Origin of the sequence: Yoonia ponticola, assembly GCF_014199395.1 — a bacterium.
GTDB classification, from domain to species: Bacteria; Pseudomonadota; Alphaproteobacteria; order Rhodobacterales; family Rhodobacteraceae; genus Yoonia; species Yoonia ponticola.
In genome coordinates this window covers 240,261-262,711 of sequence record NZ_JACIJM010000002.1, presented here as the reverse complement: position 1 = coordinate 262,711, position 22,451 = coordinate 240,261, and the positions used below count along the sequence as shown (strand labels likewise).

18 protein-coding genes and 1 riboswitch are annotated in these 22,451 nt (G+C 55.5%); of the genes, 8 read left to right on the top strand and 10 right to left on the bottom strand.

Annotated features, from left to right (window positions below; translation table 11 throughout):
• Window positions 1-78: 78 nt before the first annotated feature.
• The 8 genes from FHS72_RS04090 to FHS72_RS04055 form a co-directional block, all read right to left on the bottom strand.
• Window positions 79-855 carry a hypothetical protein gene (locus FHS72_RS04090; RefSeq protein ID WP_183525976.1) on the bottom strand — a complete coding sequence of 259 codons (777 nt, stop codon included), beginning with the start codon at window positions 853-855 and terminating at the stop codon, window positions 79-81.
• A 49-nt stretch (window positions 856-904) separates the two neighbouring features.
• Window positions 905-1,267 carry a hypothetical protein gene (locus tag FHS72_RS04085; RefSeq protein ID WP_183525974.1) on the bottom strand — a complete coding sequence of 121 codons (363 nt, stop codon included), beginning with the start codon at window positions 1,265-1,267 and terminating at the stop codon, window positions 905-907.
• Between the two features lie 87 nt (window positions 1,268-1,354).
• Complete coding sequence (locus tag FHS72_RS04080; protein ID WP_183525971.1) at window positions 1,355-2,305, bottom strand: dynamin family protein; 951 nt, start codon at window positions 2,303-2,305, stop codon at window positions 1,355-1,357.
• Window positions 2,302-4,404 (bottom strand): dynamin family protein, encoded by a 2,103-nt coding sequence (locus FHS72_RS04075; RefSeq protein ID WP_183525968.1) that lies wholly within the window; start codon window positions 4,402-4,404, stop codon window positions 2,302-2,304. Before FHS72_RS04075 ends, FHS72_RS04080 begins: the two co-directional genes overlap by 4 nt.
• A gap of 174 nt (window positions 4,405-4,578) precedes the next feature.
• Window positions 4,579-6,009, bottom strand: a complete 1,431-nt coding sequence (locus FHS72_RS04070) for a hypothetical protein (RefSeq protein ID WP_183525965.1) — start codon at window positions 6,007-6,009, stop codon at window positions 4,579-4,581.
• A 1-nt stretch (window position 6,010) separates the two neighbouring features.
• Window positions 6,011-6,964 (bottom strand): PP2C family protein-serine/threonine phosphatase, encoded by a 954-nt coding sequence (locus FHS72_RS04065; RefSeq protein WP_183525962.1) that lies wholly within the window; start codon window positions 6,962-6,964, stop codon window positions 6,011-6,013.
• On the bottom strand, window positions 6,948-7,703 hold the full coding sequence (locus FHS72_RS04060; RefSeq protein ID WP_183525960.1) for an FHA domain-containing protein: 756 nt from the start codon (window positions 7,701-7,703) through the stop codon (window positions 6,948-6,950). The genes FHS72_RS04065 and FHS72_RS04060 overlap by 17 nt, the downstream gene beginning before the upstream one ends.
• A gap of 40 nt (window positions 7,704-7,743) precedes the next feature.
• Window positions 7,744-9,870 carry a serine/threonine protein kinase gene (locus FHS72_RS04055; RefSeq protein ID WP_183525957.1) on the bottom strand — a complete coding sequence of 709 codons (2,127 nt, stop codon included), beginning with the start codon at window positions 9,868-9,870 and terminating at the stop codon, window positions 7,744-7,746.
• Between the two features lie 239 nt (window positions 9,871-10,109).
• Between FHS72_RS04055 and FHS72_RS04050 the strand changes: the two genes are divergently transcribed.
• The 3 genes from FHS72_RS04050 to FHS72_RS04040 all read left to right on the top strand — a co-directional run bounded on the left by FHS72_RS04050 (window position 10,110) and on the right by FHS72_RS04040 (window position 14,655).
• On the top strand, window positions 10,110-11,672 hold the full coding sequence (locus tag FHS72_RS04050; RefSeq protein ID WP_183525954.1) for a zinc-binding metallopeptidase family protein: 1,563 nt from the start codon (window positions 10,110-10,112) through the stop codon (window positions 11,670-11,672).
• 119 nt (window positions 11,673-11,791) lie between these two features.
• Entirely contained in the window at window positions 11,792-13,084 is a 1,293-nt protein-coding gene (locus tag FHS72_RS04045; RefSeq protein ID WP_425511103.1) for an acetylornithine deacetylase/succinyl-diaminopimelate desuccinylase family protein, read from the top strand.
• A gap of 95 nt (window positions 13,085-13,179) precedes the next feature.
• Window positions 13,180-14,655: an ABC transporter substrate-binding protein gene (locus FHS72_RS04040; protein ID WP_183525951.1), complete on the top strand. Its 1,476-nt coding sequence runs from the start codon at window positions 13,180-13,182 to the stop codon at window positions 14,653-14,655.
• Between the two features lie 40 nt (window positions 14,656-14,695).
• On the opposite strand, the gene FHS72_RS04035 is transcribed toward FHS72_RS04040, so the two are convergent.
• Window positions 14,696-15,124 carry a 6,7-dimethyl-8-ribityllumazine synthase gene (locus FHS72_RS04035; protein WP_183525948.1) on the bottom strand — a complete coding sequence of 143 codons (429 nt, stop codon included), beginning with the start codon at window positions 15,122-15,124 and terminating at the stop codon, window positions 14,696-14,698.
• Between the two features lie 78 nt (window positions 15,125-15,202).
• Window positions 15,203-15,343: riboswitch (FMN riboswitch) on the bottom strand.
• Between the two features lie 46 nt (window positions 15,344-15,389).
• Here FHS72_RS04035 and FHS72_RS04030 point away from each other — a divergent pair.
• From FHS72_RS04030 to FHS72_RS04010, 5 genes are all read left to right on the top strand, one after another.
• Window positions 15,390-16,337, top strand: a complete 948-nt coding sequence (locus tag FHS72_RS04030; RefSeq protein WP_183525945.1) for an ABC transporter permease — start codon at window positions 15,390-15,392, stop codon at window positions 16,335-16,337.
• Window positions 16,334-17,146, top strand: a complete 813-nt coding sequence (locus FHS72_RS04025) for an ABC transporter permease (RefSeq protein WP_183525942.1) — start codon at window positions 16,334-16,336, stop codon at window positions 17,144-17,146. Before FHS72_RS04030 ends, FHS72_RS04025 begins: the two co-directional genes overlap by 4 nt.
• Complete coding sequence (locus FHS72_RS04020; RefSeq protein ID WP_183525940.1) at window positions 17,143-18,738, top strand: ABC transporter ATP-binding protein; 1,596 nt, start codon at window positions 17,143-17,145, stop codon at window positions 18,736-18,738. Before FHS72_RS04025 ends, FHS72_RS04020 begins: the two co-directional genes overlap by 4 nt.
• Window positions 18,739-18,827: 89 nt before the next feature.
• Window positions 18,828-19,835 carry a P1 family peptidase gene (locus FHS72_RS04015; protein WP_183525937.1) on the top strand — a complete coding sequence of 336 codons (1,008 nt, stop codon included), beginning with the start codon at window positions 18,828-18,830 and terminating at the stop codon, window positions 19,833-19,835.
• Window positions 19,836-19,863: 28 nt separating this feature from the next.
• Window positions 19,864-21,489, top strand: a complete 1,626-nt coding sequence (locus FHS72_RS04010) for an alpha-D-glucose phosphate-specific phosphoglucomutase (RefSeq protein WP_183525934.1) — start codon at window positions 19,864-19,866, stop codon at window positions 21,487-21,489.
• A gap of 32 nt (window positions 21,490-21,521) precedes the next feature.
• Here FHS72_RS04010 and FHS72_RS04005 read toward each other — a convergent pair whose 3' ends face one another.
• On the bottom strand, window positions 21,522-22,394 hold the full coding sequence (locus FHS72_RS04005) for an NAD(P)-dependent oxidoreductase (RefSeq protein ID WP_183525931.1): 873 nt from the start codon (window positions 22,392-22,394) through the stop codon (window positions 21,522-21,524).
• Window positions 22,395-22,451: the final 57 nt, after the last annotated feature.

Sequence of the window (22,451 nt, the reverse complement as noted above, 5' to 3'; positions counted from 1 at the left end):
TGGATTTTAAGGCCAGACTAAGGGCGAAACCTGACGCTTTGATAAGGGGTCTTTAGGTCGTGCAGCGGCAGTCGCGCATCAAAGTGCGGCTTTGCCCCAAGCACCATGCAATTGCGCCATGTTCTCAGATGCATAGCACAAAATCGCGGCCTCTGATCCGTTCTTGGCAATAGCCACGGACCCTGCTTCACCCAGCGCATCGTTCAAACAAATAAAGCCAACGTCGCCAGCCAACTGATCAACTGAATCCGAAAACGTCGACCATTTCTCGGCGATTGTATCACGCAGAACAGCGAGTTTCGCACCATCGCCACCAGTCCGGTTTTCAGATTTGTCCTTAAGAACGACCCAAGCCGTAACCAGATCACCGCAATCGCGCGCGAACGCCATCATCGGCGTGAGTGGTTCAGGGTTCAGATCGACCTTCCAATGGTCAGCAAGGCTCTGCGCCGTAAGACCAGCGTCGGACTGACCACCCATCACGTCGGGATCTTCGCTAACCACCGTCATCTGACCAGCGGTCGCAGTGAATTGGGCGATAATGCTGTGCAGGCCATCGACGACGTCGGGCGCGTCATGTGAAACAGATTTACCGATCACGCCCATCACGCCTTTGATGTCCTTGGATGCTTGGACCAGACCGCGTAGACGGCGGCCACCAGCGACTAACGAAATCTCAGAGCCATTCATGCGGAACGACAACTTGCGGGGCAGAACGGTCATGTCAACTTCGGTCAGGATCGCCGTCAGGATCGGCGGCTCAACCCCATTAGACACGACGCGCAGGCCGTTTTCAAAGCTTTCGCCAGCGGATGAAAGAGCGGCCAATTTCTGGGCAAGTGTCTGTTTATCCATCACAAAGGTGATCCTGCATCATGTTAAAAGTAGTCTAGCAGCGGGTGCGTCACGATCCGCTGCTGATTTTTTGTAACGTCGGGCGTGCGGCAGCCAGAAACGCCGACACGTCGATGGTCGGCTTGCAAATGCAACACAAGACGTCTGCTGGTTCACCGCTTGCCCGTAAAAAGATGGTCAACCTTTCGCGGGTAGCAATCAAGGCTGTGTCGCTTTGCCCGTCGCCGAAATTCGGACTACCGGGTTTTCCAAGGCTTTTCGCGGCATCTGCACATAACGCATTCAACGCCTCGCGTTGCTGCGGCGCATCCGTGTTCGTGACCAAAACCATATCAGCAGACAAGTCTGCAAATGCGAGCGTTTCGCACTGCGGAAACTGGCTGTGCAGCGCGTCCAATTCTTCTGAGGCCATATCTTGCGCACTCTATCCCGTTACACCCAAAGTCCTTTTATGACATTCGGGCGCACAGGGAAAGGGACTGCGACGTGGGCGTGATGTTTAAGACGCAATCTGGGATTTGGCACCAGAATCCAGATCATCCGATCCGAAAACCGAACGCGACGCAGACGGGCGACTTGTGTGGCCCGTGCCATCAGCGGCCGATACACGACGCGGGCTAACACGGCGCGGAACAACAGCTTCAGCCTCTGGGTCACGACCCGCAACAACCGGATCAGTCAGCAGCAATGCGGTCGGTTCGGCCTCGTCCACAGGTTCAGCAATATTGTCGCCGGACACATAGAGCGATTCTGTTGTACCCGCGACGGCCAGTGTCAGTTCTTGAACCATCTCGATCAGGTGTTCGGTGAACGCGGCGGCACCACTTTCTTCCCAAGCATCGTAGTCTTCGCCAGCATTCAAAGCGCGTAGCAATGCCACCGGGAATGTTGCCCCGAACTGGCCTTTGGTTTCGTGTTTCACGCGGGCCAAGACACGGTTGCGATCGCGTTCTGTCGTCAGTTTATCAAACCGCGTGATCAACAGAATTGACCGTTTGCGCACAGCTTCGGGCATTTGCGCCCAAAGCGCGGCTTCGGATTGACGCCACGCTTGTGTCGCATGGGTACACCACAAAACAGCGTCCACTTCGTCCAACATCCGGTCGACCACGTCAGTTGACATGTTCGGGTCAGAAATGCCTGGAAAATCAATAAGATCGCAGACATCAAGAATATCGCTCTCAAAGAACAGGCGGATCACACGAGTATTTTCAACGCCAATTTCTTCGAGGTGAGCGAGCGAAATCAGTTCTTCGGTGCCGTCAATATCGACACGGTACGGGGGCTGTGATCCAGCCGCCATCCAAACAGGGGACAGGCGTGTTGCCGTCACCTTTTCAGGCAGAGGACGTGACCCCAGCAACAGGTTCGATAGTGTACTTTTACCAGCACTAAACTCACCCATAAGTGCGATACGCGGCTTACGGTTCAGCGAAGTCGAATGTGTCATGCGGCAGCACCTCCAGAAATCTTAGTCGTTTCAAAGTCGTAGCTTTCGTCACCAATCGCGAGGTCTTCGAAAATGATGTCGAACAATTCTTCGCGCTCTTGTTGCGCCGTGATGCCGAACAGACCCTCTAGATCATCAAGACCGATCTGGGACTTCTCAGCGATATCAGTCAAAATCCCACGTTGTTCAGCAAGAAAATCGGCCATTTCACCAAGGGCGGTTTGGCGAATGTCATCAAGTTGGCGATGCTTTAAATCGTCCACGATTGGGGCGGTTTCAGCCTCGATCAACTCGTAAAAGTTGCTAGCAAAGGCGCGATAGCCCTTGCGACGTTGCCACCAGCCTTTCCACCAAGACGTTTGTAGGTCTAGCGCAATAGTCTGGCCCAAAGAAACGGGCGCAGGAACAGTCGGCGCATCCGGCGGTGCGACAGTAAAGTTATCGACATCGACAGAAAACGCATGACCATAAAGGTCAGTCAAATCAGTCGCAGCATCGCCAAAGGTGGCGTTACACATCGCGGTGAAATCTTTCTTCATCACCTGATATCCGGTGCGCAACAGAATGCGCAGACCATCAGGCGAATACTGCCAAATCTCGTTTTCACCATTCGTTTCAAGGTGTTGGATCAATGTCTCAACAGCGCGGTCTAAGAACCGTTTGTTAGATTGATCGATCCGACGACTGAATTTGGTGAAAACTTCGTTCAGACCATCGTTCAGCTTTTGAATGTGTTTCGCGTCAATCGCGTCCAGATGCGCGGTCAGCGTCGTTTCATCCATCGTCTTCACTTTGCCACCCTCAAGGCGCATCGAGACAAGCGAACTGGACGCACGCAGGCCACCGACGTGGTTTTGCGCGCTCTTGCGGATCGACTGCAAACGCTCTGCGCCTGATCCTTCGGCGATCCGTTCGGAAATCGCGTTGTACAGATGCGGCAAACCCGACAGCTGCCAAACCATTTCAAACGGGTCCATGTCCGTGGCGTCATCACCAATGACCGATTCGGCGTAGCTGAACAGGGCACTCGCACTGTCATCAACGATCTCGGACAGATCACCGCCCAGCGCCATATTCGCCCAATAAGCCGAGCCAAACAGCACTTCGCAATTCTTCGGACCGTTGTTGTCGGCCAATGTTTGAATAATGGACGCGCGGATTTCATCGATCTGGTTCGCAGGGTCGGACAATTCATCAACGCGGTTCACAAAGATCACAACTTCGCGGCTTTTCACGTTTGAAATCAAACGGATAAGGCCCATGTCCATCGACGACAACGCCTGATGAGCTGACAATACGACGACACAAATCCGGCTATCGCGCAGGGCTTTGATCGTGATTTGCTCGCGCATCATAAAGGTATCGTTCACGCCGGGCGTGTCACGGATACACAGCGGCATCGGCAAGAACGACGCATCCATATACAAGTCAGCGGATTTGGTAATATCGGCAAAGCGACCCTGTTGTTCCGCTTGTGAAATCTCGTCGAAATCGTCGCCCATGCAGACATAACGCTGCATCAGATCATCATCGAGTTCGGCGTAATTGTGCCGTTGACCCAACAGCATTTCAAACTTGCGACCCAGACGGTCGCGGGTCTTTTCGTACATCTGCCCGATCTGTTCGCGGACTTTGGACATTTCTTCGTCGGCACCAGCGCGGCTCGACAATTCACCGATGCGGCCACCGTTCTCAACAAGGTGGTCCCATTCGTTTTGATCAAAGAATTGGAACGACGCGCGCGGCGCACCAGCAGCCATTGGCGTGTTCAGGTGCAAGGATGTAATCACGGATGTCCACGGGTTCACATCCGCAGGCAACAGGTTCGGACGACCAGCCATCGCGTTCACAAGCGACGTCTTGCCGGCCTTGATCTGACCAATCATGGTGATGTTGGGCTCAAAAGCACGCAGCTGTTTAACCAGCTTCTGCGCCTTCTTTGCGGCTTCGGGGCCACCAACCTTTTCGATGTCGAAAAGGGTGTCCTCAAGATCGCCGAGTTCTTCGTGGTAGGCCTCTAACTTATTCAGGCCAATACGCATGAATCCAGGTTGTGACGCTTGGGTCACTTCACCCGGTTTGTTGGTCAACTCTTCCATATTCACGTTCTTTCCTGCCCACGTTGTGCGGGTCGCTCGCTCTGGTTTGGGCCAAATACTGGCCAAAACCCTCAATTGATCTGTCTAAAGAAACAGTCGTGCGCGGCGAAATTAAGGCAATAGTTCGCTTAAAACTTGAACGATTGTCGTTTGCCGCACGCGAAGCCCTTTATTTTAAGCAGCCTGAGTGCGGCTGCTGTGCCGGCTTAGCGCGATTTCGGATTCGAGGTCACGCTTCAACTGAATCACCAGACTCAGCGCATCCAGTGCCGCTGTCTCGTTGCGTTCGATCTGCATCAGCTGCACCAATTCGGCGGCGTCCAACGCGCGTGTACGGGTTTTTTCCAACACAGGATCGCCAGTGATCGCGAGATCCTCAAGATAGTCGCTCAGCCACATGATGTTATCGACGGACGCGGTCATCAGATCGTTAGGCGACAGCGCGTCGTGGGCCGCAATATCTTGGGTCAACGCACGGCCTTGCTTGGTCAAATGCGCAATTGCTTGATCGTAGGCGTCGCATGTCTCTGACTTTGCACGCGGAATAATCGCAGCGCCGCGAGCCTTTGGCATAAACCCAACCCGAGGCTTCTTTGGCGCTTCGGCAGTAGGTTCTGGCGACGGAATAGCACTCGGCGCAGGTTGCGACGGCGTCAGCGCAATCAGTTTCGATTTCACATCCGGACGAGGCGCAAGCTTCGCCGCAGCGTCGGCCATATTGACCGGCTGCGCTGTCTTCATTTCCACGACATTGATCGGGGCAGAGACCGCCTGCGGAACCGCATCTTTAAATTTTTCGACCAAGATTTCGGCCTGATCCACAGTTTCCTGCAGGCGCGAATCGACCTGACGCAGGATCGCGGAAATCAGGGCAGAGCCGCCGCTTTTCTGCATCATCGTTTTATCAACGGTGCCGTCAGCTTTGCGAGCAGCAATTGCAACTGGCGTCGCAATGGGCAGAATTTTGTTGAACTGATAGGCGTGATTCTCGCGCACATCAGTCAGAGTTTGTTCCAGATGACCACGGGCCAGCGCCTGATCCGCATGGGTCAGCAGCATAAAACCGTTGTCTTTGATCGCATCGGGCATCGTATCCCAAAGCGCCTGTTCGGATGTATCAAAATGATCCGTACACCAAAGCGCCAGATCGGTCCGCTTCGCGGCCCAATGCATCGCGCGTTGCTGATCCTGAAGCACGCCGGGGGCGACGACCTCTAGAATGCTGATCCGCCCAAGCGCGGGCAGGGGCAGCGATACCTCGACATACATCGGGGCAGCAGCGGCAATCTGAAACGGATCGGCCTCGGCTAGCGTTTCGAGACGGCCATCAGTCAACGTCAGAACAGCCGTCGGTTTTTCACCGTGCACGTATAGGGTCGTCGGCAGGCTGATCCCGTCCGGCACAACCGTCGCATTTAACAACAGGTTCACCAGCGTGGATTTCCCGGTCTTCGGGAAACCCATCAAGGTCACGCGCATCGGGTCCCGCAAACGCGTCAGCAGCGCTTGTGCGGTTTCAGCGGTGTCGGCAGGAATCTTTCCCACCGACAGCGCGTCATTTAACACCTGATAAACTTGATCAGCGGCAGCGCGTACTGTCGTCATATCACTTCCCTCCAGAAACCAGTTTCAACGCTGGTTCGCCATTTGCAGCCACACCCGTTTTTTGGGTGTCATCTGCATCATCAAGATGAACAACACGGGTCATATTCGGGGATGTCGTGTCCACGATATCCGTAGGTTTCACGCGAACTGCGCGGTCCATTGGCTTGTTGTGGTTCAACTTGATCACCGCAAAAGACACGTTGTCCTGATCGACGTCGCCCAGCTTTTCAATCGCTTCCAACAGATGACCTGCGATCTCGGCGCTTTTGCGACGACGGTATTTGTGCAGGATCTTCTGGATCACGTCGTTATCAAGGTACTGAAGCCCGTCTGAGGACACGACCACAATATCGCCAATTTCCAAGCCAAACGGATCATTCGGACAGTCGGACTTTGCAATCCGGTCACCCAAAATCACAGAGGTCAAACAGTTACGATCTGGATGGTTCTTCGCCACATCAGCGTCGATCAAACCCGATTGCACCATAAAGTCGATTTGCGGCGCCATTGAATGGTCTTCGTTCAACTGACGCAGCTTACCACCGCGCATCAGATACAGTGGGCTATCGCCAACCGACATCCAGAACATCCGGTTTTCAACCATCACGAGGGATACCATCGTGGCGCCCATACCGCGCGTCAAAGGATTGTCACGGACGTGATCGCGGACACAGACGTTTGCGCCAGCAGTGGCATCAATCATCATCGACGGGATGTCTTTTTCAAACTCGTGAAAGTTCGCAGATTGGAATTTCAGCTCGCTAAAGACTTCTGTGACAACAATTTTCGAGGCAACATCACCAGCCGCATGACCACCCATACCGTCAGCAAGAACGACAACACCGCTGTCGGAACCAAACGGAAAGTCGGTAACAATCGCATCTTCTTGATAGTCACGGCCGCCCTGGCAGAGCGCAGACGCTACGTCGTAGCGTGGTTCAGGCGATCGCCACATCGTCAGACTCCTCTTCGCTGGATTTTTGGTCGGCCCAGTTAAACTCTGGCGAACACAGTGGGATAAAGCGCAGCGTCGTTTCACCGATACGGATCATATCGCCGTCTTTCAGGTCTTCGTTGCTGATCACTGGCTTGTCATTCAGGCGCACAAGGTTGCTTTTGCCGCCGTGTCCCAACAAAAAGCTATGGGTCTCAGAGTCGTAAACAATAGCCGCGTGATTGGTGCGGGACACCGCGTTGTCGCCAAAATCAAGCTGGATCGCCTGATCTTCGCCACGACCGATCTGCGACATGCCTGCTTCCAACGAGAAACATTCGCCACGACCTGGTCCATCAACAACAATCGCCCAACCAACAGGAAACTTCGCGCGCTTTGTCGGTGCAGCAGCAGGTGTACTGTCGAACAGATCAACTACACCGGAACTGCTTTCAAAACCGATCAGACGTGTTTTGGTCCGGCGTGCACGTGATGGCGCTTTTGCAGGGGCAGGGGCCGCAGCTGGGCGCATTTCTGGCAGAGTAGCAACAGGCGGCAAGTCTTCGTCAGTGTCCCAAATATTAGCTTTGGGGGCTTTCGCCGTGACTTTTTCGCTGACGTTGTCGAGTACCGCACTTGTGCTAACTTGTTGGCGAACCTGATCAGCATGCGCTGTGATATCGGCAAAGTTTTCAACAGGTGCATCGGCTGGTTTGGCGTCCACGCGCTTGCGGCTAAATAGATCACTCAAAAATTTCATTGGAACTACCTCTTGTTTTTTCGTTGGGCACAGGCTGATGTCATTGTGCGCTGTCGGTGTAATCGAGCGATGTAATCCACATCACGCCGTCACGGTTCACAGCAAAGCTAAATAGCGAAGTGCCGTCTGCGATTTCACGATTCATGATCGCCTTGAGAGACGTCCGGTCATTCACCAACTCGGATGTCAGCATATACGCCACAACCTCATCACCGACTTTCAGATCAGTGTTTGCGGTATCAGGCACATCGGTGACGGTTGTGACCCATGTGTCATCAGCGCGTCGTGTTTCAAATCCAAGACCATTTAACAGTTCGGTCTTCTGGATGATTGGCATCACAGAGCTTTGCTCGGTCCGAACGCCGGTCGCTGTGTCGCGAATGCCGAAGTTGACTTGCAACTCGGTCTCGTCAGCCAGTTTCACGGAGGTCTGCAAAGCACCCTCAATCCCATCGAGATTGACGATGGAACGGCCATTGACCGTGTCAATTTCAACGCCTTCGTTCGCCCAGCTTGGGGCTTCCAGATCAACGGTTCCGATCACGCGGGATGATGTTGATGACGCGTTAAACGGCAGATCAACAGTCCAGCTCGACTGAACAACTGAATCGTCCAAATCAGGCTTCGTCACGATTTCATTGCCGAGAGCAAAAGCAGGCACCGTTTCAGTCATTCCGAACGCATCAGCCTCAAAGTCGGCGCTTTTGCCAAGGGAAGCAAAGCTTGCGAAGTGAACCATATCGTTATCGATCAAAGACGCGCTCACTGTCGCCACTGGCTTTTCAGGCGCACCGTTTCTGACTGTAGGCATGTTGTGCGCGTCGTCGATGTCAGTAGGCGGCTTAGGCGTATGAGCCGTCGCAGGAACCAGCGTAATCGTCTGTGGTTGCGCAGCTTCAGCTACAGCCAAAACAGCGGCTTGCGCTGCGGCATCAGCTTGGGCTTGGGCGACGGCTAGCGCTTCAGCTGCAGCATCTGCCTCAGCATCCAGTACCGACGCGGCTTCCGATGTCTGCGTTTCCGCCTGAGCAGGTGCCGAGATCACTTCAGCTTTTTCAGCCGTATCAAATGCACCAACCGAAAACGCCACGCCAACACCAACAATAGCAATCGCAGCAGCGGATGCCATCAGGATAAACGCCTTAGAACGACCCTGTGTCGCTTCCGTCGTCGCTGCAACCGCAGAGGCCACATTGGCCGTCGGTGCTGCAACAACAGGCGCAGGCAAATGCTTGCCGTCGATCATATCCAGCCACTCTTGCGCAGATTGAACACGGTTCTTTGGCAGCACCTCAAGCGACTTATCAATCGCCGCGAGGAAATTGTCGTCATAGCCCTCAATCGCGCCTTTCAGCGGGATGTACGGATCTTTGTCGCCTGACGCGAGTGCGGCCAAACGAGCCTGTGAATTCGGCGGGGTATCACCCTTCATAAAGTGGTAGAAGCTCGCGCCCAGCGCATACAAATCCGACGACGCATTTTGGTTTGACCCAGCGATGTAGAATTCCTGCGGGGAATACCCGTCCTTGACCACACTCAACGCAGACAGCACACGGCTTTGCTTCGTCGCTTCTTCGCGCGCAGCACCAAAGTCGATCAAAACCGGATGGCCGTCTTGGCCGATCAGGATGTTGTCTGGTGAAATATCGCGGTGCAGGATGTCTTGGCTGTGAATAAATCCAACAGCGCCCAGAATTTCGATCAACATCGTTCTGATCAATGACGGCGCGACGTTCGCATCCGGATCATCCATCGTGTCCAGCATGTCGCGACCTTCAACAAAGTCGAGCGCCATGTAGGCAGTATCGTTATCTTCAAAGACCTGATGCACACCCACGATATTCGGGTGGGACAGTTTGGCTAGGCTCTTGGCCTCTTGCACAAACAGGCGAACCATTGATTTCAGTTCTTTTTGGTGCGCGCGAGACCGTGCTTGTACAATCGACCGACTGCGACGGCAGAACGCACCAGGGAAACATTCCTTAATGACGATCTTCCGGTCAAGACTGTCTATCGCCAAATATGTAATCCCAAACCCCCCCGCATTCAGGAAGCTTGTGATCGTATATTGGCCGTGCATCAGTTGCGTACCCGGTTTCAACTCGTCGACGAAATCTTCGTCGGTGCTGATCTCTGCGCCAATCTCTGCTGCGTTTTCGTTGCCCATATCACATCCAGCTTTCAAACATATAAATAGACGGGAAGATCCGTCGTGCTTGGCATCAGGAAATGTCATTCAAATTAGGCTAAAAGGTGACGTGACTTTGTTGTTTAAGGGCCTTTAATCACGTTTTTGTGGTTGGATTGGCGTCGATCCGGGAACAATGGGGGCGGGTTTTCGCGAAACAATCCCTAGCAACCTTAGCTATTTTGCATCAAACTTCCTTAATAAATGAAAGGCTTCCGATGATCTCTGACGCACAAACCACCGCGCTAAGCTACGTAGAGGCAAGCGCATCTGACCTGTCACAGGCCTGTCAGACGATATTCGGCTACGGCGAAACGGCTTGGCGGGAATACGAATCTGCGGCGTGGTACGTGAAACGGCTTCGCCAAGAGGGATTCGTGGTCGAAGAAGGCAGCGCCGGAATGCCAACAGCGTTCTGTGCGGAATGGTCAAACGGCGATGGTCCGATCATCGGAATGTACGCAGAATACGACGCCGTGCCGGGTAATTGTCAGGCGGCTGTCACACACCGCGCCCCACGCACAGGGCTCGGATATCAAGCGGGCGGTCACACCGATCCGCACTCCGGTCTCGGTATTGCAGGGCTCGGTGGATTGTTGGCGACAAAAGCCGCGATGGAAAAGCACGGGATCAAAGGCGGGCTGCGCTTTACAGGCGAGCCTGCGGAAAAGGTACGCGGGTCAAAACCCATTCACGCGGCTGCTGGATACTACGACGGGCTTGCCGCGATCCTATCGTTTCACCCGTTCTATATGCTGCCGATGTGTAACACGGTGCGCTGGGACACCCACTGTGGTGCGGCCTATTCGATGATCTATCGCTTTATCTGTGACGAGCCTGAAACATGGGGCACGACAGACACGCCGATCCCCCAAAGCCATTCCGCCGTGCGTGCCCCCGGTGCAAATGATGCGCTCAATATGATGTATCTCGCGTCGAAATCCCTGCGCGACAGTATGCTACCGCATCAAGGCGGCTGGTCGATATCCGAAGCAATCCTGACCGCAGGCCAAGCCACAGCCGACAATCTGCCAGCAGGTCTGGCTGAAATCCAATACATGATGCGGACGCCTGACATCGCGATGGCCGAGCAAATCACCGCCGTTCTGGACCGCAATGCTCAAGCTGCCGCTGACATGACGGGTTGTCGCTGGGAACGGCACTGGGTCTGCAAATCGCGGCCCGGTTTGGCGAACCACGCGATTGCCAGCACAGTTTGGGACGCGATGCAGCACGTCGGTGCGCCTGTTTGGAATGAGGCCGCCAAAGCGGTCGGTCGCGAAGTGCAGACGAACCTTGGCCTGACGCCGATGGATGATCCGTTTATTCCAGAGATGACCCGTCTGATTGATCCACAAAGCGCCGAAGCAATCCTGCGCCACGATCTGCCGCCGTCCCAAATTAACTCAACGTCCGATGATTATACCGACATGACGTGGCATGCGCCGACCGCCCGATTCTATGTGGCGCGTCCGGCTTTGCAGGCCCCAAAGGGCGTGACTTATCCGTCTTGGGTGATGAATGCGCTGGGCGGAATTCCGGCGACGATTGATCCGATGGTCCAAACCGCGGCTAAAATCCTCGCGCTCTCGGCGCTGCGACTACTCGAAGATAAAACCGCCCGCGATGCCGCGATGGATGAATTCCAGAACCGAACCGCGCAAAATGCGATCCCGCCATTATGCGATTATGAACCGCCAATCCACTTTCGCTGGCCTGAATATGTGACCACGGCACGTGGCCGTGACTGGTGGATACCAAGCACGATGGACGGGGCTTGATATCGGGCTCGGCACAAATTGTCGTGCCTTAACAAAATCAAACCACAACGCACGTCTTCCCCGCGGGGAAGGTTTCAGTTTCGCTTGCTCGTCAGCACGCCTTAGGCAAAGGTGGCGACATGACTGAAAACACCGCACAAATGACCGCCCTGATGGCCGCGATTGAAGACCGTCGCTGCGACCTTATCCAACTCACCGGTGACTTGATCCGCATCCCTACGCTGAACCCGCCGGGTGAAAATTACGAAGCGATTTGTGATTTTCTCGCAAAACGGCTCAAGGCATCAGGATTTGAGATCGAATTGGTCCGCGCTTACGGCACGCCCGGCGATAGCGAACGCTACCCGCGTTGGAACGTGATCGCGCGGCGCGAAGGCAAGCATGCGGGCGACTGCGTTCACTTTAATTCGCACACCGACGTTGTCGAAGTGGGTAAAGGTTGGACGACTGACCCGTTCGGTGGTGAGTTAATCGACGGTAAAATTTACGGACGCGGGGCCTGCGACATGAAAGGCGGGCTTGCCGCGTCGATTATTGCGGCCGAAGCATTCCTTGCGGTCTACCCCGATTTCCACGGCGCGGTCGAGATTTCCGGCACAGCCGACGAAGAATCCGGTGGCTACGGTGGCGTGGCTTATCTGGCTGAGAAAGGCTTTTTTGCGCCCGAGCGTGTGCAGCACGTGATCATCCCCGAACCCCTGAACAAAGATCGCGTGTGCTTGGGGCATCGCGGCGGGTGGTGGGCCGAGATAGAAACATTCGGCGAGATCGCGCATGGCTCAATGCCCTTCCTAGGCGACTGCGCCGTCCGGCATATGGGGGCGGTATTGGATAAATTCGAGACCGATCTCTACCCTCTCATGGCAAGCCGCCACACCGACATGCCCGTGGTGCCCGAAGGTGCGCGATCATCTACGATGAACATCAACTCGATTCACGGCGGTATGGCAGAGCAAACCGACGACTTCACCGGACTGCCAGCACATTGCGTCCCAGATTCCTGCCGTGTCGTGATCGACCGCCGTTTCTTGGTCGAAGAACCGCTGGACCAAGTACGCGGGGAAGTCGAAGCGCTGCTCGAAGGGCTCAAGGCGGATCGGCCCAAGTTCGACTATGCCATGACCGAACTGAATTCTGTGCTGCCATCAATGACCGACCGGAATTCGCCGATTGCCGCGACCGTGGCTGCCGAAATCGCGCATGTCCTTGGCAAAGAGGCCGAATTTGTGGCCTCGCCCGGCACATACGATCAGAAACACATCGACCGGATTGGCAAGCTGAAGAACTGCGTGGCCTACGGTCCGGGCATTCTGGAACTGGCGCACAAGCCGGACGAATACATCGGCGTTGACGATATGATGGACAGCATCAAAGTCATGGCGCGTAGCCTCGTCAAACTGCTGGTGCCATAGGCCAGATGCAGCGCGATGATCGGCTTCGCATGGCGAAGGGCTTGATTTGACTGAACGTTCCGTCAACAGTGAACGCAACAAAAACGGGGGCACTTATGAAGTACACTAAGGCATTAATCACGTCGTCTTTCATCGCAATCTGCGCGACAGGCGCTTTGGCGAACGACAGTGTCACGATTGCGGTTCAACTTGAGCCGCCGAATTTGGACCCAACGGGCGGTGCCGCGCAAGCGATTGACACGGTGATGTATCACAATGTCTTTGAAGGGCTGACACGTTTCGAATCCGATGGCGCCGTTGTGCCAAGCCTCGCGCAAAGCTGGGACATTTCAGAGGACGGCCTGACCTACACCTTCCACCTCGCCGCTGGTGTGATGTTCCACGACGGCACGGCGATGGATTCCGCTGACGTGGTGTTCAGCCTTGATCGGGCGCGCGCCGAGGACAGCACCAACGCGCAGAAGGCGCTGTTCGAAAGTATCGCATCGGTGGAAGCGGTCGATCCGTTGACTGTCAAAGTCACGCTGTCCCAGCCGAACGGGTCGTTCCTGTTCAACATGGCATGGGGCGACGCAGTGATCGTGGCCGAGGAAAGCATCGCTGACATCGCGACAAACCCAATTGGAACAGGCGCTTACAAATTCAGCGACTGGGCGCAGGGCGACAAAATCGAACTGACCCGCAACGATGATTACTGGGGCGAGGCCCCCGCGATTGAAACCGCGACATTCCGTTTTATCAGCGACCCGACAGCGGCTTTTGCGGCTGTGATGGCCGAAGATGTTGACGCTTTTGCAGGCTTCCCAGCCCCCGAAAACCTGCCGCAATTTGACGCCGATCCACGTTTCACCGTGCTGCGGGGGAATACCGAGGGCGAAACGATCCTTGCGATGAACAATAAAATGCCGCCGTTTGACGACGTGCTTGTGCGCGAGGCGGTGAGCCATGCGATTGACCGCCAAGCGATTATTGACGGTGCGCTGTACGGGATCGGCACGCCAATCGGGACGCATTTTGCGCCCCATAACCCCGATTACGTCGATCTGACGGCGAATTCGAACTACGATCCTGAAAAAGCGCGTGCGCTGCTGGCCGAGGCTGGTTTTGAAGACGGCTTTACGACCACGCTGAAACTGCCGCCGCCGTCCTATGCACGGCGAGGTGGTGAAATCATCGCGGCGCAACTGCGTGACGTTGGGATTGAGGCTGAAATCAGCAACCTCGAATGGGCGCAATGGCTGGAAGAAGTGTTCAACGGCAAGGATTTCGGTCTGTCGATTGTCAGCCATACTGAACCAATGGACATCAGCATCTACGCGAATCCCGACTACTATTTCCAGTACGATAACCCTGATTTCCAAGCGATCATGACCGAGTTGGAAGCAACCGCCGATCCAGCCGCGCGGTCAGCGTTGCTCGCTCAGGCCCAAACGATGATCTCGGAAGATTACGTCAACGGATACCTGTTCGAACTGGCCTATCCGACGGTTGTGAAAGCAGAGTTGCAAGGCATGTGGGAAAACCAGCCGACGGCGTCGGTTGATGTGACTGCACTTAGCTGGGCAGAGTAAACGAAATGCCCCCGACGTGATGCGTCGGGGGCAGCTAACGTCAGGCGGCTACATGCAAATTTCGATACACGCCCGTGATGGACAAGGCCGCATCCGCCGCCTCGCGCCCTTTGATCTTAAAGTGTTCGCTGTAGATCGCGACATGATGCGCCGTGTCTTGAAAGTGGTGCGGCGTCAGGGACACGGACAGGATCGGCGTGTCGGTTTGCAGGCCCACATCCAGCAGCCCTTTGACCACGGCATCAGCTACAAAATCGTGACGGTAAATCCCGCCATCCACGACCAAAGCCGCACAAGCAATAGCGTCGTATTGCGCGGCAAGACGCTTGGCCAGCAGGGGCATTTCAAACGCGCCCGGCACGTCAAAGACGTCAACATTTGGAATCAATTCTTGAAAGCCAACAAGCGCCTGATCGACAATATCGGCGTGCCATTTGGCTTTGATGAACGCAAAACGGGGTGGTGTCATTTGTGATCTCCTTTTGTAACAATCGACACGTCACCCAAGGCATCACACGTATCACGTCACCCAAAAGGGTGCTGCGATCCGCGTTCTCTTTCATCCAGACTATCACTGTCGGCTCAGGCATCGCACCTGATCTGCTTGACCCTTCCACCGGAAGGCGCTCGCGGGCTCGTGTTACCACATACCGCCGGTGGGGAATTACGCCCCGCCCTGAGAACAGCGCGATTGATACATTGTTGATGTGGCTTGGCAAGCAGAGTTATCCACTATGATCCGTTATGTTTTCGGACGATTGCTGTCCTTGGTGATTAGTTTGATCGTGGCGTCTGTCGTGATTTTCGTCGTGATCGAGATCGCACCGGGCGACCCCGCGTCGTTCATGTTAGGTCTGAACGCACAGCCCGAAACGGTGGCCGCATTGCGGGCAGAACTGGGGTTGGATGTGTCCAAGGTCGAACGCTATTTTACGTGGGTCACTGGCATGTTGAGCGGGGATTTCGGTACATCCTATACCTATAGATCACCCATTTCAGAACTTATCGCAGACCGCGTTGTCGTGTCGTTACCGCTAGCGATTTATGCGCTGATCCTGTCCACGGTGATCGCATTTCCTGCGGGAATTTACGCTGCATCGCGACGCGGTGGTGTTGGCGATATGTCGGTGATGGGGGCCACGCAATTGGGCGTCGCGATCCCGAACTTCTGGTTCGCGATGATCATGGTGCTGATTTTCGCGATCAATCTACGCTGGTTCTCGGCTGGTGGATTTCCGGGCTGGGACAAAGGTTTCTTTGGCGGAATCAAGGCATTGACCCTACCCGCCATATCACTAGCGCTTCCCCAAGCCGCGATTCTCGCGCGGGTTATGCGGTCGTCACTGCTGGACATGCTAGGCGAAGATTTCATACGGTCAGCACGTGCCAAAGGCCTGTCGCAACGCCAAGCCTTATGGAAACACGCGGTACGCAATGCGCTGATCCCCGTGCTGACAATCATCGGTTTGCAGTTCTCGTTCCTGCTGGCAGGCGGGATCATCATCGAACAAGTCTTCTTTTTACCGGGCTTGGGTCGGCTGATCTTTCAAGCCATCAGCGCACGCGATCTGATCGTCGTGGAAAGTGTGGTGATGCTGCTCGTCTTTGTCGTGATCGTGGTTAATTTCGCGGTCGATATTGCCTACGCGGCGGTAGACCCACGGTTAAGGACAAAAACATGAAGGGGCTCTGGATTGGCATCGTCTTAACCGTGGTTTTTCTGGCGCTCGCGTTGGTATCGTTCGTCTGGACGCCATTTAACATCGAAGCCTTCGACATCCCAAACAAGTTGAAATCGCCCAACGTGACCAACTGGTTGGGCACCGACCAATACGGGCGCGATATCCTGTCGATGATCATGATGGGCGCGCGCACGTCGATTGCGGTGGCGTTGCTGGCTGTGGGGATCGGCATGGCGATTGGCGTGCCGCTAGGCCTATGGGCGGCGGCGCGGCGGGGATCGTTGCTGGACGAGTTGATCATGCGCGGCAACGATTTGATCTTTGCATTCCCGTCGCTGGTCATCGCGATCCTGATCACGGCGGTGTTCGGCGCAGGTGCGATCAATGCAATCATCGCCATCGGCATTTTCAACATTCCAGTGTTTGCCAGATTGACACGCGGCGCGGCGCTATCCCTCTGGGAACGCGACTTTATCCTAGCGGCACGGGTGTCCGGAAAATCAGCATTCCGCATATCGTGGGAACACATATTCCCCAACATCCTGAACCTGATGATCGTACAGGGCACGATCCAATTCTCGCTTGGCATCTTGGCCGAGGCCGCTTTGTCCTACATCGGATTGGGCGCACAACCTCCCACGGCAAGCTGGGGGCGCATGCTGGCCGACGCGCAAACACTGGTCAGCTTCGCACCGCATACAGCCCTGATGCCGGGTGGTGCAATTGTGTTGATGGTCATGGGGTTAAACCTGATGGGGGACGGTTTGCGCGACGTGTTGGATCCACGGATCAGGGTGGATCGCACATGACGTTGCTCTCTCTTCAAGACCTATCCATCACGATCAATGGCAAGCCGATTTTGCATGATGTCAGTTTTGACATCAGGGCAGGTGAGATCGTGGCGGTCACTGGCGAAAGCGGGTCCGGGAAATCGATGACCGCACTCGGGATCATGGGCTTGTTGCCGCGCGGTGCTACCGCGACGGGCCAGATTGATCTGGATGGCGTTGATATTTTGCGCACCGAAGAGGCCGCACTTTGCAAGATGCGCGGCAATGACGTCGGCATGATTTTCCAAGAGCCGATGACCGCGCTGAACCCCGTGCAAACGATTGGCGATCAGGTCGCCGAGACGATCCTTGTGCATCGTGCTGCGCCTAAAGCCGAGGCAATGACGCGGGCGGCTGAAATGCTTGAACGTGTGGGCCTGCCTAATGACCGGTTCCCGCTGTCGCGCTATCCGCATGAATTATCGGGCGGGCAGCGGCAGCGCGTCGTGATTGCGATGGCTATTGCCTTACGGCCCAAGCTGCTGATCGCGGACGAGCCAACAACCGCACTTGACGTCACCACCCAAGCAACGATCCTTGATCTGCTGCGCGACCTTGTTGATGAATTCGGCATGGGTCTGTTGATGATCACGCATGATCTGGCGGTTGTGGCGAACATGGCCGATCGGATCGTGGTGATGCAGCACGGGCACTTGGTCGAACAAGGCGCGACCGACGATCTGCTGCGCAACATGCATCACCCCTATACCAAAGCGCTATTTGCCGCATCCGGCCACAAGGTCAGCCTACCGACGAACAGCCATTCTGCTCCGTTTCTATCCGTCCAAAACGTAACCCGCGATTACCGTACGCCGCGCAAAACACTGTTTGGAAAACCCGGCACGTTTCGTGCGGTGAACAACGTGAGCTTTGAACTGAACAAAGGCGACAGACTGGGACTCGTCGGGGAAAGTGGATGTGGAAAATCAACACTAACACGCGCAATTCTCGGGCTGGAACCCGTGCAATCCGGCACAATTACGCTGAATGATGCACCCGTTTTTTCGGGCAAAAAGCCAAACGCAGATGTGCGGCGTAAAATGCAGGTGGTGTTCCAAGACCCTTACGGATCATTCAACCCCCGCCACCGCGTTGACCGCCTGATCAGCGAACCTTTCCACCTGCTTGATACCCCGCCAACCGGCGCGGCGCGGTCTGATGCGATTACAAAAGCGCTTACTGATGTTGGGTTAACGCCTGCAGATGCGACAAAATACATCCACGAATTTTCGGGCGGTCAACGGCAAAGGATCGCCATTGCGCGGGCGTTGATCACTGACCCCGAACTCATCGTTTTTGACGAAGCGGTGTCCGCGCTTGACGTCTCTGTCCGTGCCCAAGTGCTGGATCTCATGGCGAAACTTTGCCGCGAAAGACCGCTATCCTACCTGTTCATCTCGCATGATTTATCAGTCGTCCGCACGATCACAGACCGTGTTCTGGTCATGAAGTCCGGCGAAATCGTTGAACAAGGCGCTACCGAAGACGTTTTTCAAAACCCGAAACACCCCTACACTCAAACCCTGCTTGAAGCGGCGCCGACTTTGCCCGACGATCAAGCCACGCGCTAACCTTTCGCTTCTTTGGCTTTCTTTAAATCCCCGCCGGAGGCAAACCCTTAAAAGAATCCGCGCTTGCGCGGCCAATTGGATCAGACAAGATGAAGCTCGGACCTTTGAATTTGATAACTGATGTCAGAGGCTTGCGCGTGGGGAATGCGCAGAACGCAGAGATCAAAACCGGCACAACCGTTGTCAGTGGCGATAAACCGTTCACAGCATCTGTGCACGTCATGGGCGGCGCACCAGGTACGCGAGAGACGGATCTATTGGCGCCAGACAAATTGGTTCCTGCGGTTGATGCGCTCTTTTTGTCCGGCGGGTCGGCTTACGGGCTGGATGCCGGATCTGGCGTTATGGACGGGCTTCGCGCGGCAGGACGTGGTTTTGCGGTTGGGTCCATGACCGTGCCTTTGGTGCCGGGCGCGATCCTGTTTGATCTCGTGAACGGCGGTGACAAAGCGTGGTTGGACAACCCGTACCGCGCCTTGGGACGTGCGGCGTTTGATGCGGCGGATGTCGATTTTGCGCTGGGCAGTCATGGCGCGGGAACGGGTGCGACGGCTGCGATGCAAAAGGGTGGGCTTGGATCAGCATCGGCAGTTTTGGCCGATGGCACCACGGTTGGCGCATTGGTTGCGGCGAACCCTATTGGGTCCGTGACAACGCCCGAGTCCGCGCATTTTTGGGCAGCTCCTTACGAGATTGACGGCGAGTTCGGCGGGCTGGGCGTGAACCCTACTGCAAACCTTGGCGACTTACCGGACAGTAAAAAAGCGGCTGCGATGGTCCTATCTGGCCAGCCTATGAACACCACAATCGCAATTGTCGCGACCGATGCCGCTTTGACCAAAGCGCAATGTCAGCGCGTGGCGGTTGCTGCACACGATGGCATGGCCCGTGCGATCGTTCCTGCCCACACGCCATTTGATGGCGATCTGGTTTTTGCGCTATCAACGGGTGATGCCACGGCACCGGTGGATGATGCCGCTCTTCTTGCGATTGGCCATGCCGCCGCTGTGTGTTTGAGCCGCGCGATTGCGCGTGGTATTTACCATGCGACCCCAGCTGAAAATGATCTCTTGCCGTGCTGGTCCGCAACCCAGTAACCATTTGGTCAGTATGTAAGGAAGCATTATGACGACTATTCCAACGACCCCCATTGATGGCCAAAAACCCGGTACTTCAGGTTTGCGCAAAAAAGCGCGGGTGTTCATGGAGCCGCATTACCTTGAAAATTTCGTGCAAGCGATTTTCGACGGAATTGGTGGCATTGCAGGCAAAACGTTGGTGCTTGGTGGCGATGGACGGTTTCATAATGACGTTGCTGTGCGGACTATCCTGCGGATGGCGGCCGCGAATGGCGCTGCAAAAATGATCGTGGGGCAGGGTGGTTTGTTGTCCACGCCTGCTGCATCGCATCTCATCCGGCTGCATGAAACGGACGGCGGGATCATCCTATCGGCGAGCCATAATCCCGGCGGTATCGACGAAGATTTCGGGATCAAGTTCAACACGCCCAACGGTGGCCCCGCGCCGGAAAGCGTCACTGACGCAATTTATGCGCGGACGAAAACCATCGACAGCTATCAAATTTTGGAAGGCGACGCGCCCGATATCGACGCAATTGGCAACAGCACATTGGGCGATATGGCGGTCGAGATCGTTGATCCGGTGACTGATTATGCTGATCTGATGGAGGAATTATTCGACTTTGCCGCGATCCGCGCGTTGTTTGCGGATAATTTCACCATGCAATTCGATGCAATGAACGCGATTACCGGACCTTATGGGCGCGAAATTCTCGAAGACCGACTTGGCGCGCCGAAAGGCACGGTGGTGCATGACACACCGCTGCCCGATTTTGGCGGAATGCATCCTGACCCGAACCCGACATGGGCGCACGAGTTGATGGACGTGATGTTTGCCGACGATGGTCCTGATTTTGGCGCGGCGTCTGACGGGGATGGCGATCGCAATATGATCGTCGGGCGGCGGTGTTACGTGAGCCCGTCGGATAGTCTCGCGTTGATTGCGGCCCATGCCACCGTCGCGCCGGGCTACAAAAAAGGGCTTAGCGGTGTGGCGCGGTCGATGCCGACGTCTGCTGCCGTGGACCGCGTTGCTGCGGCGCTTGATTTACCTTGTTTCGAGACCCCGACAGGCTGGAAGTTTTTCGGAAACCTGATGGATGACGGGCAAGTGGCGCTGTGCGGCGAAGAAAGTTTTGGCACTGGATCGGACCACATCCGGGAAAAAGACGGGCTCTGGGCGGTGTTGATGTGGTTGAATATTATCGCGGCAACGGGGCAAGGCGTGGCGGAATTGCTCAAGGCGCATTGGGCGACCTATGGGAGGAACTACTATTCGCGCCACGATTTCGAAGCGATCCCGACCGATCAGGCAGATGTAGTTTTTGACGGGTTACGTGACCGCTTGGGCGATCTTGTTGGGCAGTCGTTCGGCGATTTGACGGTCAGTGCGGCGGATGAATTTAGCTACAATGACCCGGTTGATGGATCGGTTTCCCACCAGCAAGGGCTGCGCGTCATGTTTGAAGACGGTGCACGGTTTGTGCTGCGCAAATCGGGGACCGGAACGACCGGTGCGACGCTGCGGCTGTATCTTGAGATTCTAGAGGACGATCCGGAATTGCTGGATCAAGATGCGCAAGACGCATTGGCGAATGTGATTGCGGCGGCCCATACGATCTTGGGGTTTGAGGCCGCGATTGGGCGAACGACGCCAGATGTTGTGACGTAAGCCGAGGGTGGTATGCACCCTCGGCAAAAGTGTCATCCAACGGATGTGAGGCGTTTCAGAAGCGATGATGTATCCCAGCGTCCGCCGCCTAGTTTCTGAACGTCCTTGTAAAATTGATCGACAAGGGCGGTGACAGGCAGGCTCGCGCCGTTGTCGTCCGCCGTTGCCAAGCAAATGGCGAGGTCTTTGCGCATCCAGTCTACCGCGAACCCATGGTCAAATTCGTCTGCGATCATGGTTTTGTAACGGTTGGACATCTGCCAGCTGCCAGCTGCGCCTTGGCTGATCACCTCGACTACGGATTCGCCGTCGAGCCCTGCTTTATCAGCGAAGTGAAGCGCTTCTGATAGTCCTTGCACGAGGCCCGCAATGGCGATCTGGTTGCACATTTTGGTCATTTGGCCTGCGCCACTGTCGCCAATACGGCGGCATAGCTTTGCGTAGGTTGTGATGACTTTTTCGGCGGTATCGTATTGCGCCTGCACACCGCCACACATGATTGAAAGTTGGCCGTTCTCAGCGCCCGCTTGTCCGCCAGAGACGGGGGCGTCAACAAATCCGATGCCTTTGTCGGCCGCTGCCGCAAATAATTCTGCCGTGACCGCTGCTGATACCGTCGTATGATCCACAAAGATCGTGCCATCGATCATTCCGGCAAACGCGCCGTCGTCGCCTAATGTGACAGATCGCAGATCGTCGTCGTTGCCCACGCAGGCCATGACCAGATCGGCCCCAGCAGCAGCATCGCGCGGGGTGGCGGCAGACGAACCACCGTGTTCTTTGACCCAAGCGTCCGCTTTCGCGGCTGTGCGATTGTAAACTGTGACGTCGTGGCCAGCTGCCTGAAGGTGTCCAGCCATCGGATAGCCCATCACCCCAAGACCTAAAAATGCGAGTTTTGCCATGTGAGAGCGCCTTTTGTTTGGTAAATTAATTCACCGCAGCATGGCGATATCAGGCAG